This window comes from Gammaproteobacteria bacterium, assembly GCA_024235095.1.
Taxonomy (GTDB): domain Bacteria; phylum Pseudomonadota; class Gammaproteobacteria; order Competibacterales; family Competibacteraceae; genus UBA2383.
Genome location: JACKNC010000001.1, coordinates 1126278 through 1139866 on the forward strand (window position 1 = coordinate 1126278; position 13589 = coordinate 1139866).

At 56.6% G+C, this 13589-nt stretch carries 12 protein-coding genes; 10 read left to right on the forward strand and 2 right to left on the reverse strand.

Features of this window, described 5'->3' with window-relative positions; genetic code table 11:
• Positions 1-5 precede the first annotated feature (5 nt).
• Both H6973_05030 and H6973_05035 read right to left on the reverse strand, forming a co-directional pair.
• Entirely contained in the window at positions 6-1193 is a 1188-nt protein-coding gene (locus H6973_05030) for a hypothetical protein (protein ID MCP5125002.1), read from the reverse strand.
• Between the two features lie 25 nt (positions 1194-1218).
• Positions 1219-2145, reverse strand: coding sequence for a hydrogen peroxide-inducible genes activator (locus H6973_05035; GenBank protein ID MCP5125003.1), 927 nt, complete (start codon positions 2143-2145; stop codon positions 1219-1221).
• Between the two features lie 179 nt (positions 2146-2324).
• Here H6973_05035 and icd point away from each other — a divergent pair, with 179 nt between their 5' ends.
• The 10 genes from icd to H6973_05085 all read left to right on the forward strand — a co-directional run bounded on the left by icd (position 2325) and on the right by H6973_05085 (position 13412).
• A complete protein-coding gene (gene icd / locus H6973_05040; GenBank protein ID MCP5125004.1) occupies positions 2325-4088 on the forward strand; it encodes an isocitrate dehydrogenase (NADP(+)) in 1764 nt (587 codons plus the stop codon).
• 239 nt (positions 4089-4327) lie between these two features.
• A complete protein-coding gene (locus H6973_05045) occupies positions 4328-6805 on the forward strand; it encodes a chemotaxis protein CheA (GenBank protein MCP5125005.1) in 2478 nt (825 codons plus the stop codon).
• A 4-nt stretch (positions 6806-6809) separates the two neighbouring features.
• On the forward strand, positions 6810-7277 hold the full coding sequence (locus tag H6973_05050; GenBank protein ID MCP5125006.1) for a chemotaxis protein CheW: 468 nt from the start codon (positions 6810-6812) through the stop codon (positions 7275-7277).
• A gap of 5 nt (positions 7278-7282) precedes the next feature.
• The gene (locus H6973_05055) at positions 7283-9577 is read left to right on the forward strand and encodes a cache domain-containing protein (protein MCP5125007.1); all 2295 of its coding nucleotides are present in this window, start codon (positions 7283-7285) and stop codon (positions 9575-9577) included.
• A 53-nt stretch (positions 9578-9630) separates the two neighbouring features.
• A complete protein-coding gene (locus tag H6973_05060; protein ID MCP5125008.1) occupies positions 9631-10002 on the forward strand; it encodes a response regulator in 372 nt (123 codons plus the stop codon).
• A gap of 2 nt (positions 10003-10004) precedes the next feature.
• A complete protein-coding gene (locus tag H6973_05065; protein MCP5125009.1) occupies positions 10005-11150 on the forward strand; it encodes a chemotaxis response regulator protein-glutamate methylesterase in 1146 nt (381 codons plus the stop codon).
• Positions 11151-11182: 32 nt separating this feature from the next.
• A complete protein-coding gene (locus H6973_05070) occupies positions 11183-12016 on the forward strand; it encodes a protein-glutamate O-methyltransferase CheR (protein ID MCP5125010.1) in 834 nt (277 codons plus the stop codon).
• Between the two features lie 53 nt (positions 12017-12069).
• A complete protein-coding gene (locus tag H6973_05075; protein ID MCP5125011.1) occupies positions 12070-12465 on the forward strand; it encodes a chemotaxis protein CheX in 396 nt (131 codons plus the stop codon).
• Positions 12462-12827, forward strand: a complete 366-nt coding sequence (locus tag H6973_05080) for a response regulator (GenBank protein ID MCP5125012.1) — start codon at positions 12462-12464, stop codon at positions 12825-12827. The genes H6973_05075 and H6973_05080 overlap by 4 nt, the downstream gene beginning before the upstream one ends.
• Before the next feature lie 99 nt (positions 12828-12926).
• Positions 12927-13412, forward strand: a complete 486-nt coding sequence (locus tag H6973_05085) for a hypothetical protein (protein MCP5125013.1) — start codon at positions 12927-12929, stop codon at positions 13410-13412.
• The last annotated feature ends 177 nt before the right edge of the window (positions 13413-13589 follow it).

Genomic DNA, 13589 nt, shown 5'->3' on the forward strand with positions numbered 1-13589 from the left:
GGCGTTCACCACTCATTATTCAGCGTCAGCCGCAAGGTATGCGTCTGTTTTCGCGCCTGACCATCAGCGGTGCGGGCGGGTAATTCGACGTGAAACAGCAGCTTGTCTGCGTCGCTCTTTTCCGGATCGGGATTACGTAAAGTGCCATCGCCCAAGCGCCATTCCGGGTCACGGTTAATCGTACCCCGCACCTGGTCACGAATCTGGCGAACGCTTTCAGCAATGTCCAGAATCGCCGGCGTGTCCTTAAAATTCTCGATTTCGTACTTGAGGGTCACGTCGTAGCGGTACAGGTTGCCGGCGATGCGCTGCCGTTCGCTGCGGTCGATGGTGCGCCGCACGCTGATGTCGCGAGCCAGACCCAGGTACAGTTCCAGTTCGTCGTCGGGTGGGGTGAATTTGCCGCGATCCTCACCGAGAAAGGCCGTTCCGCCCTGGTCATCGTCCTGAAAAATGCGGGCCTTGCCGGCGGGCAACGGTTCCTGGCCGAGAGAACCTCCCGCATTCCTGATGACATAGTGCATGGGAACGTTGAGCTTGTCCTGGGCGCGGTCAAGATAGCCGAACGCGACCGGATCGCAAGCGTAGGTCTTGCGGATCGGGACGCTGGCGAAGCGACTGAGTTGCACTTCCTTCGTTTCGTTGAGGCCCAGCGGTTTGTTGAACGGTTCACCAACGCCGGCCCAGAATTCTGCAGCAGCATAGGCTTCATTGGCGTCGTTGTGGACTCGCAGGTATTGCACCAGATCCAGCGTTGCCTCGTCATGATCGGCAACAGCCCGGTATTTGAAATCCTTACTTAAACCGCCCAAAACGTAGCTGATCCGCACCCGGGCCGCGCCGGAAGCGCTAGCGGCGACCGACCAGACTAAGGCGTTCTCGTTCGGCGGGTAACTCACCGAGAGAACTTTAGCGTTCAACACCGGTTCGATGCTGGAAGGCAAAATGCGCAGGATTAATGTGTCAGGATTAATACGAGTGTTTGACCAGGAGAAATCCACCTGATTGACGCCCTTGACCAGCGGCACGATGCGCTCTTCCTCAACCAGGGCGATCTCCGCATGATCGAGTTGGATAGCGACCCGTTCGCGCACCGGCAAGGTAGTTAGTTTAATGCGCGCCATCGCCTCAAGCGGTGCGGCGCTAAGTAGCAATAGAAGGCTGAGGGGGTAAAGCCATCGCGTTCGGTTCATAGTTTTTGTCTCCAGGATGAGGAGTTTACAGAGTCCGCACAGCCTCACCTAGCGGGCAAGCGCGGATCGCTTCGCCCAGCAGAGTAATCACCCGTTGACGGGGAAAGCTCTTGCGCCAGGCCAGCGCCACAATCCGGGTCGGCGCGGGGTCGGCAAAGGGCCGGATGCTCAACAGATCGCTGGCATGGGCATAACCGCTGACCGAGGTGTACGGTAGGACCGTGACGCCGACGCCAGTCGCCACCATCAACCGGATGGTTTCCAGGGAACTACCTTCGAGCGTCTTTTGCATGTTACCCGAAGTCACGCTCAACCGATTGCATTCCGGGCAGAAACGCAACACCTGGTCGCGGAAACAGTGGCCAGGCCCCAGCAATAATAAATCCTGTTGCGCTAAAGTAGCCGAGTCGATCACTTCCGCCTGTTCCAGCGGATGACCAATCGGCATTAATACCACGAACGGTTCTTCATACACGGCTTGCGTGAGCAGACCTGGCTCGTCAAATGGCAACGACAGGATCAACACATCCAGATCGCCGTCCTTGAGCCGCTCGCTTAATACCGCCGTGTAGCTTTCCTCGATTTGCAACGGCATGTTCGGCGCGCGGCGATACAAGCGTGGAATCAGGTGCGGCAACAAATAGGGGCCAATCGTGTAGATCACCCCCAGCCGCAACATTCCGGCCAAGTCATCCTGACTCTGGTTAGCAATCTGTTTGATTACCGCAGCTTCTTCAACGACCCGCTGCGCCTGTTCGATGATCCGCCAACCGCCGGGAGTGATGGTCACTTCACCCGGCGCACGTTCGAACAGGGCAACACCCAGTTCTTCCTCCAGTTTTCGCACTGCCACGCTCAGGGTGGGCTGGCTGATATGGCAAGCTTCGGCAGCTCGGCCAAAATGCCGCTCACGGGCGACAGCAATGATGTAGCGCAGTTCATTCAAGGTCATGGCGGTATCCCGGTCGTTCCAGCAATCGGCGCAGACGGCCGATATTCCCTTATCATGGACAGAAACAGCGTTTACGTGTAGCTTAATGCGCGTTTTTTGCGCCGGACGCGGCATTTTCTTACGCACCGCGCGTTCCAGAATTCAATACCCTGTGGAAACCAAAATGAGAAGGAGGGCCCATGGCCTACCAACATATTCGCATTCCTGCAAGCGGTGAAAAAATCACGGTCAAGGATGGCAAGTTGCACGTTCCCGATCAACCCGTTGTCGGTTATGTCGAGGGTGACGGCATTGGTCCGGATATTACCCGCGCCTCGTTGCGCGTCTGGGATGCGGCGGTCGAGGAAGCCTATGGCGGAGAGCGCAAGATCCACTGGTGCGAAATCTTCTTAGGCGAAAAAGCCGCGGAACTGTACGATGGCAACTACTTTCCCGAAGAAACCCTGGAGGCCATCAAGGAACTGGTGGTCGCCATCAAAGGTCCCCTGACCACCCCGGTCGGCGGCGGCTTTCGCTCGCTGAACGTGGCGCTGCGCCAAGACCTGGACCTGTACGCCTGCGTTCGCCCTGTCCGCTATTATCCCGGCGTTCCCTCGCCAATGCGCTATCCCGAGAAGGTGGACGTCATTATCTTCCGTGAGAACACCGAAGACGTCTACGCCGGCATCGAATATAAATCCGGCTCGCCGGAAAACACCAAGCTGGCCAAGTTCCTACGCGACGAATTAGGCGCGGAGTTCTTCGACGAAGCCGGCATCGGCGTCAAACCCATTTCGCCGTTCGCCTCCAAGCGACTGGTGCGCAAAGCCATCCAATACGCCATCGAACATGGGCGTGATAGCGTGACCCTGGTGCATAAGGGCAATATCATGAAGTTTACGGAAGGCGCCTTCCGTAACTGGGGCTACGAACTGGCGCGCGACGAGTTCCCGGATCAGACCATCACCGAGAACGAATTGTACAGCGTCTATGGCGGCAAACAACCGCCGGGCAAGGTGGTGATCAAGGACCGCATCGCCGACATTATCTTCCAGCTCTTGCAGTTGCGTCCGGAGGAGTTCTCGGTGCTGGCCACCATGAACCTGAATGGCGATTATCTGTCCGATGCGGTCGCGGCGGAAGTGGGCGGCATCGGCATCGCCCCAGGCGCCAACATGGCGGATCATGTCGCCGTGTTCGAAGCGACTCACGGCACCGCGCCCAAGTACGCCAATCTGGACAAGGTCAATCCCGGCTCGCTGATGCTGTCCGGGGTGATGATGTTGCAATATATGGGCTGGAAGGAAGCCGCCGACTTGATTGAAATCGCGCTCACCCAGGTCATTGCCGACAAGACTGTGACCTACGACTTTGCCCGGCAAATGGACGGGGCCACTGAGGTACCCACCAGCAAGTTTGGCGACCTGATTATCGCCAAAATGAAGGCGCACGGCGCCGCGTTACGCGCTGAGGCCGAGCGGCGGCGGCAGGCGCTCGAAGCCGAACGGCGCGCTCTGGAAGCGCAGCGCGTGGCAGATCCACTGCAGGCCATGCTGGCTTCTGGACGGATGCCGACCACAGTAGGCGGCATCATGTCGCCGGTGGTCACCGTCAAAAACGACGACATGGTCAATGTCGCCATGCATGTCATGATCGAGAAGAGCGTGAATGCAGTGATGGTCGAACCCGACGCCAGCGGTCACTGGGGGATCATGACGGACCGCGACGTGCTGAAAAAGATCATCAGCGTCAATCGCTCGCCGGCGCGGGTGCCCGTCGGTGAAATCGCCACCCGGCCACTGGTCACAGTTAAGCGCGAAATGTCGCTGGCCGAAGCTTCACAGCGCATGGCTGAAGCTAATGTCCGCCGCGTGGTGGTCGAAATGGACGGTAAACCGGTTGGCATGGTCACCGATAACGACCTGTTCCGTGCAGTGGAAGTGTTCGGCTGGGGCGAGGTCTGATCTCGAACCGCCAGGATTAATGCCAAAATCCGTAGGGTGCGCAATGCGCACCCTAAATCTATTCTCTACTTTCGGTGATTCAGATAATATCTTTATAATTATAGTCTTTCTGACTCAACCCCTCCTTGCGGGCAATCCTGACAGATGATTGTCTGCAAGCGGATTATCGCAATTAATCGGTGAGTTTCTTCCACAACACCTAAAATTCAATACGTAGCTTGCGCTAATCTCACGATAGAGTGGGTGGAACATGGGGCAACAGTCTGGGCGATCCTGCCGCTATGGATGAAATCATTGTAGAATTTTTAACCGAAAGCCTGGAAGGCCTGGATCAGCTTGATAATAAATTTGTCATGCTCGAGCAGAATCCCGATGACCGGGACACGCTCGCCAGCATCTTCCGCACGGTTCACACGATTAAGGGAACCTGTGGCTTTCTGGGTTTCAGCCATCTCGAAAAACTGGCCCACGCCGGGGAAAACCTCCTATCGTTGTTGCGCGACGGCAAACTGAACTTTACCCAGGAGATCGCCAGCGCGCTGTTGACCATGCTGGACGCCGTGCGCACCATGCTGGGCGAAATCGAACGCACCGAGTCGGATGGCGAGGAAGGTTACGCCAACCTGATTGAAACTCTGAATCGCCTTAAGGAGGGTGGTTCTGCAACGCCCGCGCCCCGGCCTGAACCTGCCGCACCCCCATCGCCTCCCCCCCCGCCAGAACCGGTGAATGCTCCACCCGCGGTTAATGAATCTTCTGCCGCTGAAAATGCTGACGCCAGTGACGCAGGCAGTGAACTCTTACCCCCCGGCGCGGTTTTTTTGCTTGAACCGGTCCCTGTTCCAGAGGCCAAACCGTCCGACTCCCCATCTACCCAGCAACCAGAACCTACTGCAACACCGCAAACTCCTGCGGAAACCGGCGCCAAGCCTGCTGCGCAACCAGCAACCCAGGCACTGGAGCGCACTGCGCTGGCCCCGGCTCCAGAACGCGCCTCCCCGGTTCCTGCGCCAGCCAGCGGCGGACCAGGTATCGCCGAAAGCTCGATTCGCGTGGATGTGCCCTTGCTGGACAAGCTAATGAATCTGGTCGGCGAACTGGTATTAGCTCGTAATCAGATCGTTGAGTACACCCTACTCCAGGAAAACCCGCAGCTCATGGCTGCCTCACAACGCCTGAATCTGATCACCAGTGAGCTTCAGGAAGGCATCATGCGCACCCGAATGCAGCCGATTAGCAACATTTGGGCCAAATTTCCCCGTATTGTGCGGGATCTGGCGGTCAGTTGCGGTAAACAGGTGCGCGTTGAGATGGAAGGCAAGGAGACTGAACTTGACAAAAGTCTGATCGAAGCGATGAAGGATCCGCTGACCCACCTGATTCGCAACGCGGTTGATCATGGCGTCGAGTTGCCTGCGGTGCGCCACGCTTCAGGTAAACCCGAGGAGGGTTGTCTCTTGCTGCGCGCCTATCATGAAGGCGGTCAGGTGCATATCGAAATCGCTGACAATGGCGCCGGCATCAACCCGATCAAACTCCGCAACAAGGCTCTGGAAAAAGGACTGATTACCTTGGAGCGCGCCGACGCCATGAGCGATCAGGATTTCCGGCGGCTGATTTTCTTGGCCGGCTTCTCCACCGCCGAAAAAATCACCAATATCTCCGGGCGCGGCGTGGGCATGGATGTGGTCAAGACCAACATCGAGAAAATTGGCGGCGTTATCGACCTGGAAAGCGTATTGGGCCAGGGCACCACCTTCAAAATTCGCATTCCCCTGACGCTGGCCATCGTCCCGGCCCTGATTGTCACCAGCGGCAGCGAGCGGTTCGCCATCCCCCAGGTCAACTTGTTGGAATTGATCCGCGTTACTGAGGAGCAACGCGATGCCGCCATCGAATACGTTCACAGCAATCCGGTTTACCGACTGCGCGGCAAACTGCTGCCCATCGTTTATCTGAATCACGAACTGGGTTTAACCGCCACCGCAAAAGTTCTGAATATCGTAGTGCTGCAAGCGGGCCAGCACCAGCTCGGGCTGGTGGTGGATCAAATCAATGATACGCAGGAAATCGTCGTTAAACCGCTCGACAAGGTGCTCCAGGATATTCCGGTCTTCGCCGGCGCCACCATCATGGGCGATGGCCGGGTTGCGCTGATTCTCGATATCCTGGGAATTGCCCAGCAAGCGCGGATTTTAAGCGATAGCCATGACCAGAATGTTGCAGCGCAATTGCGGCAAGCCCAGGAGCGCGAAGCTGAAATTCAGACGCTGTTGCTGGTGCGCTCGCCAGGGAATGGCCGGTTGGCGATCCCGCTGGCGCCGGTTTCCCGGTTGGAAGAATTTGAATCCAGCCATGTGGAAAGCGCTGGCGATGTCGACGTCGTTCAATATCGCGGTCAGATTCTGCCGCTGGTTCGCCTGAAAAATGTCCTCAGCGCCAGTTACAGTTCCGATCGCCTGGCGCGCACCGAAACTGGCGCATTCAATACCGCCCTGTTGCAGGTGATTGTCTTCGGCGATGGCGCCCGTCGCATTGGGCTGGTCGTCGATGAAATCATCGATATCGTTCAGGATGTTTTTGAAACCAAAGGTCGGGCGACCCGCGTTGGCGTGGTCGGCACCCTGGTCATTCAGGGCCGGGTGACTGAATTGTTCGATGTCCAGAGTTTCCTGCAACGAATGATGCCGTTACTGGCGCTGGCCGAGGAGGCCTGAACCGATGGCGGATTACCACCAGCTTTGCACCTTTTTCCTGGAAGACCGATTTTTTGGCGTCGACGTGGAAAAAGTCCAGGAAGTGATCCGCTATCAGGTGGTGACCCCGGTGCCCCTGGCGCCGCCGGTTGTGCGCGGCCTGATCAACTTGCGCGGCCAAATCGTCACCGCCATCGACCTGCGGCGGTTACTCCAGGTCGGCGACCGTCAAGACGATCGGCGACCGATTAATATTGTGGTTCAGACCCGCCAGGGCACCTTCAGCTTGTTGGTGGATCGCATTGGCGACGTGCTGGAAGTCGACCAATCCTGTTTTGAACGTCCACCGGATACTCTCGAAGGCATTGCCCGCGAGTTAATCCAGGGCACGTATAAACTCCAGGACCAACTGTTGCTCACGATTAATATCGACAAGCTGTTCAACCTGGCTCTCCTGAACCGTCATCGCGCAACGGCGAAAAAAACCGAGTGACTGGCATGATGCTTTTAAAAAAATTGAACTTGCAGGGTAAATTGGCTTTGCTGGTCGGCTGGGCGATCGCCAGCATGACGTTACTGGCCATCCTGTCGCTTCAGGACCGCTCGCAATCACTGGAATCCGCGCAAAACCTGGCGTTAAGCGTAGTTGAAATGGGCGCGGGCGTTATCGAGCGTTATCAGAAGCAGGAGCAGGCCGGAGCGTTGAACCGCGAGCAGGCGCAAAAGCTGGCGATCGAAACCCTGCGTAATATGCGTTATCAGGACCTCTACTTCATCATTATCGATGCCGATCAGCGCTTATTGCTCGAAACCACGCGCCCGGACCTGGAAGGTCAACCCCTGCGCGGTGGGCGTGACGCCAACCTGCTTTCCAACATCGTTGCCGATCTGATCGATGTCACCCGGCGAGAAGGCGGTGGCTTCGTGACCTATGAATGGCCGCGACCGGGCAGTAGCAAGCCGGTCGCCAAGGTAGCCTACGCCCGGGAATTCGTTCCGTGGGACTGGGTGCTGACCAGCGGGGTTTATCTCGAGGACCGGAACTATGAACTGTTAGGCGCCATTCTTCGTCAAATTTTGGTTATCATAATTCTGGCGGGACCACTCCTGGCGCTGTTTTTCCTACTGCGCCGCACCCTGCAAACCAGCATCCAGGGGGGATTGCAACTCGCGCGCGATTTCGCCGACGGCCACCTGTCTCGACCAGCGCCAATCGTCGCCGATGATGAGTTAGGTCAGATGACGCAGGCGTTGAACCAGGCTTTAACCAACATTCGGTCCGCTTTCCAGATGGATCAAGTCGACTGGAATCAGGTCGCGGAACAACGCAGCCAGGCTAACCGTATCCTGTCGATGGCGCAAAGCGCGCCCATCAATATCATGATCGCTGATCGCAACCTCCAGTTACGCTACATGAATCCAGCCATGGAGCGGACATTGCGCGAACTGGAGCCGCATTTGTCAGTCAACGTCACTCAACTCATGGGTCAACCGATCGACGCGCTTTACCGGCGCCAGGACGATTTACGGCGAATCGCCTCCGACCCAGCTTATCTTCCAGCTCACCTGCCACATAAGGCGACCCTTACTCTGGGTCATGAAGCCTTTGCCGTGCATTTCATCGCCACTCATAGTCCGGATGGCGCTTATCAGGGGCCGATGATCATCTGGGAGCGCTTGACCGGAGAGGCAGAGTCGCCTCGTCCCCGTGAAGTCATGGAAAAGGCCCCGGTCCAACCGGCAGTCAGAGACGCTGTCGATCGGGAAAGGGAGATTCCCCAGACGTTGCAAAGCCGGATCGAACAGATTCTGCAAGCCGTGAAAGCCGCGGCAACTGGCGATCTGACCCAGGAACTGACCGTAACCGGCGCGGATTCCGTCGCACATATGGCTAATGGATTCAATGAGTTGCTTGCAAATTTGCGCAACAGCATGGCTCAGATCGGGCAAAATGCGCAGACCTTGGCCAGCGCCGCCGAGGAATTGACCCTGGTCAGCCAGCAAGTGGGCGGCAACGCCGAGGCGGCTTCGAGCAAAGCCTCAATGGCCACATCGGTTGCCGATCAGGTCAGCAACAACGTCGAGGCCGTTGCGGCTTCCACCGAGGAAATGGGCGCCAGCATCCGCGAAATCGCCCAAAACGCGGCTGAGGCGACCAAGATTGTGGCTTCAGCGGTGACCATGGCGCAAAACGCTAACGCTACGATTCGCAAACTGGGGGATAGCAGCGCAGGTATTGGCAATATCATCAAGGTCATCACCTCGATTGCCGAACAAACGCATCTGCTGGCGCTGAATGCCACGATTGAGGCGGCGCGCGCGGGCGAGGCCGGCAAGGGGTTTGCGGTAGTCGCCAACGAAGTCAAGGAACTGGCCAAGGAAACCGCCAAAGCCACCGAAGAAATTGGCCGCAAGATCGAAGCGATCCAGATGGATACCGGCAGCGCGGTCGACGCAATTGGCGGCATCAGTGCGATTATTAACCAGATTAACGATATCCAGATTACTATCGCCAGCGCCGTTGAAGAACAGACCGCTACAACTAACGAAATCAGCCGCAGCGTCGCTGATGCAGCGCGCGGCAGCACCGACATCGCGCAAAACATCACCAATGTTGCCCAAGCCGCGCAAAATACCCTGAGCAGCGCCAACGACATGCATACGGCTTCAGATGAGATGGCGCGCATGGCCGCCGAACTGCAACAATGGGTCGACCGCTTCCATTATGATGAGTCCCCCCCTTATCGGAGTCCTGGCCACCCGCGGCGCGCTGGTTTACGCGCCCATCGATGAGTTCGGATTCCAGTGGGTTGCTTATCTTTGTATTACTTGGAGGGTTTTCCTGGATGGCAGTGTTGATTGTCGATGATTCCAAAGCCATGCGTTCATTGCTCAGACACATTTTGGAAGGAGCGGGCTTTGAGGTTTTTGAGGCGTGCGACGGTCAGGAAGCCCTGGATTATCTGCAACGGACGCACGAGATTAATCTGGTGTTGGTGGACTGGGACATGCCCGGCATGGATGGATACGCCTTCTTGCGGGCGGTGCGTGCTATTCCTGTTTACCATCAGTTGCGATTGATGATGGTCACCGCTGAATCCGAAATTGAACAGATTTCCAGGGCGCTAGCTGCAGGCGCCGATGAATACGTGATGAAACCGTTCACCCGAGACGCGGTGTTGGAAAAACTTAACCTGCTGGGAATTCTTCCTGACTAGCTATGGCTGAAAAAATCCGCATCATGCTGGTCGACGATTCGGCCGTGATTCGTCGACTGCTTACTGACGTATTGACGGGCGATCCGCAACTGGAGGTGGTTGGCAGCGCCCAAAATGGGCAAATTGCTCTGGAAAAATTGCCGATTCTTAATCCTGATCTGGTGATTCTTGATGTCGAGATGCCGGTGATGGATGGTCTGGAAACCCTGACCGAAATCCGCAAGCGCCAACCCCGGTTGCCGATCATCATGTTCAGCTCGATTACTGAGCGCGGCGCGGTGGTCACATTGGAAGCGTTAGCGCGCGGGGCGAATGATTACATCACCAAACCGGCGAATACCGGCAACATGAGCAAATCCCTGCAACGGGTGCGGGATGAATTAATTCCCCGGGTCAAAGCGTTTTGTCAGCACTTGCTGGGTCCGCCGGCCCCGGTTTTTCCCACCAGCCGTCCACCTGTCCCTCAGCGTCCGGTTTCCCCAGAACCCGCGCCAGCGCCCTTACCGGTTGCGCCGCTGGTTCCGATCGCCGCCCCGCCGCCTCGCCACCCTGCCGCTGGTTTGCGTGCGCGCGTCGACGTCGTGGCCATCGGCGTTTCCACCGGCGGCCCTAATGCGCTGGCGACGCTGCTGTCGCGGTTCCCGGCGCAATTCCCGGTGCCGATTGTGATTGTTCAGCACATGCCGCCGATCTTTACTCGACTACTCGCGGAACGACTGGCGACGCAAACGACGCTATCGGTCGCCGAAGGGGTCGCTGGCGAAGCGCTGCAGCCAGGCCAGATCCGTTTGGCGCCGGGTGGCTCGCATATGGTTTTAGCGCGTCAGGGGGGCCAGGTTTGTTTGCAGTTGAATCAGGATGAGCCGGAAAACTCCTGTCGGCCCGCCGTAGATGTATTGTTTCGGTCCGTGGCCGCTATCTATCGAGCGAATACCCTGGCGGTGATCCTGACCGGCATGGGCAACGATGGACTCAAGGGGTGCGAGGCGATCCATAATGCAGGTGGACAAATCCTGGTGCAGGATGAAGCCAGTTCGGTCGTCTGGGGTATGCCCGGTTTTGTGGCGAAAGCTGGCTTGGCGGATGGACAAATCGCTTTGCCCCAGCTGGCTAGGGAAATCCTGAATCGCGTGCGAATAAACCGTTAGCGCTTGTTAATCCCGGCGACCGCTCCTCTCCGATGAACGCAACCTGCGCCAGCGATTTCAACTATATCCGCGAATTGGTCCGACGCCATTCCGCTATTGTGTTGGAAGCGGACAAGGATTACCTGATCGAGACGCGGCTGACGCCATTAGCGCGACAGACCGGGTTTGCTTCATTGGAAGCGTTAATTGCGGCATTGCGCGCCAATTCCGCAACCAGCACCCTCCGCAACCAGGTCGTAGAAGCCATAACGACTCACGAAACCTCATTTTTTCGCGACTTTCACCCGTTTGAAGCGCTTAAAACCACTGTATTGCCCGAACTGCTTGCCAAACGTTCATCTTCAAATGTGACTATTTGGTGCGCGGCCTGCTCCAGCGGCCAGGAACCCTTCAGCATCGCCATGCTGGTGCGCGAACACTTTCCCATCCTCAGGAACCGGGTGCGCATCATTGCCACCGATCTGTCCGGCGCGATTCTGGCGCGCGCCAAAGAAGGGTTGTACAGTCAGATCGAAGTGAATCGCGGCCTGCCAGCGATGCTGTTGACAAAGTACTTCCAGAGACAGGGCCTGCAGTGGCGAATCAGGCCGGAAATTCGTCAGATGGTGGAATTTCGGCAGAACAATCTTGCCGAATCCTGGCCGCCTATTCCACCTCTGGATATTGTATTCATGCGCAATGTCCTGATTTACTTTGACCTGGGAACCAAAAAAGCGATTTTGGCCAGAATTCGCGGCGTCCTGAAATCAAGCGGCTATCTGTTTCTCGGTTCTTCGGAAACGACTCTGAATCTGGATGCCGCTTTCGAACCGATTTCCATGGGGAAGAGCGTATGCTACAAACTACGCCAAAACCAGAAGCTGTAGAGCTGTCTGCCGACATTTTACTCGAATTGGCGGAGAGTATTTGGAGTTCCCTTTTGGAATTGGATATCCAGCGCAGCAATGATCCTGTAACGGAATGGCCACGCGACCAGCCCCTGTTGACGGGTCGCGTGGCCATCGATGGCGACTGGCAGGGTTCCATCCTGCTCGTTTGTCCCAAAGCGATTGCCTGCAAAGCAGCGGCAGCCATGTTTGGCGTTTCGCCATCCGAGGTCGCCAAAACCGATTTATCGGATGCTATGGGCGAATTAACACACATGCTAAGCGGAAATTTGAAAAGCCTCCTGCCGACGCCCTGCCGGCTCTCGCGGCCTTCGGTCGGAGAAGGCTACAATATCACAACGGAAGAACGAATAATGGGACAGGTTTTCTTGCGTTCCGAAGGCCTGCCTTTACAGATCATTTTGTTTGAACGGGAGAAAAAATCATGAAAATCCTGATAGTTGATGACAGCAACGCCATGCGCATGATCGTCCGGCGCACACTGCGCGAGGCCGGCTTTGGTCACCTTGAAGTCCAGCAAGCCGGCGATGGCAACGAGGCGCTGGAGTCAATTCACAAGGATCCGCCCGATTTGATCCTCTCGGACTGGAACATGCCCAACAAATCGGGATTGGACTTGTTGCACACGCTTAACGAGGAAGGTTATAAAATCACTTTCGGCTTCATCACTACCGAGGGCACTGCAGAGATGCGAGCCAAAGCGGCGCAAGCCGGTGCCAAGTTTATCATCAATAAACCTTTCACTGTAGAGACCTTCTCCAAAACTCTTGGCGCTTTCATCAAGGATTGACGACAACCGGCCGGGAACATTGCCAGCGTCATCTTTGGCAAAGATATTGCCAAATTTCCAAATCCGAACCGTCGAACCGCTATTCAAACAGGAAGCACCATGCCCACCACCTTTATTCTGCCTAAAGCCGCTGATGTCAGTAAAACGCTGGTGATGTTGTTTGGGGGCAACGTGCCGGCGACACCGGGGAAGCCCGTGGATTCCAAAGCAGGTTCCGGCAATCTGATCGCCAGTTATATCGATGACAACGGCAAAATTGTCGCGGCTTTCATCTGTGACATTCCCCTCGCTGCTAACGCCGGTTGCGCCTTGTCAATGATGCCCGCCGCGGCCGCCAAAGACGCTATCAAGACGAAGAAGCTGGAGCAAGCCATGCTCGATAACCTCTATGAGGTGGCTAACATTCTCTCAACCCTACTGATGAACGACAAAACGCCGCATCTCAAGATCGCTTCGCTGTATCCTGACGCCGGCAAGATACCAACCGAGGTTCGAGAGATGTTGAATGCAGCCAAGGGACATGTTGATTTCACGGTCAATATCCCTCGCTATGGCAACGGACGTATGTCCCTGCTGGTTCTTTGAGAGCGACCCGCCCCCTCGCTTCCCTCTCCCCTTGAGGTAACGGGAGGGGGAACTAATTACTTGCTGTTTATATTCCTGCGTTCCCTAACGCCTAGCGCCATCCTCGCCGCGACAGAATTTTGGCGATTTTCCCACCGATCTTTCAGCGGCTCGTTCTAAATTCTTCATAAGCTGTTC

Excerpts from the sequence above, each read along its gene's own strand:
- H6973_05085 (MCP5125013.1), top strand. The coding sequence starts at position 12,927 with ATGCCCACCACCTTTATTCTGCCTAAAGCCGCTGATGTCAGTAAAACG.
- H6973_05035 (MCP5125003.1), bottom strand. The coding sequence starts at position 2,145 with ATGACCTTGAATGAACTGCGCTACATCATTGCTGTCGCCCGTGAGCGG.
- H6973_05055 (MCP5125007.1), top strand. The coding sequence starts at position 7,283 with ATGATGCTTTTAAAAAAATTGAACTTGCAGGGTAAATTGGCTTTGCTG.
- H6973_05050 (MCP5125006.1), top strand. The coding sequence starts at position 6,810 with ATGGCGGATTACCACCAGCTTTGCACCTTTTTCCTGGAAGACCGATTT.
- H6973_05070 (MCP5125010.1), top strand. The coding sequence starts at position 11,183 with ATGAACGCAACCTGCGCCAGCGATTTCAACTATATCCGCGAATTGGTC.
- H6973_05065 (MCP5125009.1), top strand. The coding sequence starts at position 10,005 with ATGGCTGAAAAAATCCGCATCATGCTGGTCGACGATTCGGCCGTGATT.
- H6973_05030 (MCP5125002.1), bottom strand. The coding sequence starts at position 1,193 with ATGAACCGAACGCGATGGCTTTACCCCCTCAGCCTTCTATTGCTACTT.
- icd (MCP5125004.1), top strand. The coding sequence starts at position 2,325 with ATGGCCTACCAACATATTCGCATTCCTGCAAGCGGTGAAAAAATCACG.
- H6973_05060 (MCP5125008.1), top strand. The coding sequence starts at position 9,631 with ATGGCAGTGTTGATTGTCGATGATTCCAAAGCCATGCGTTCATTGCTC.
- H6973_05080 (MCP5125012.1), top strand. The coding sequence starts at position 12,462 with ATGAAAATCCTGATAGTTGATGACAGCAACGCCATGCGCATGATCGTC.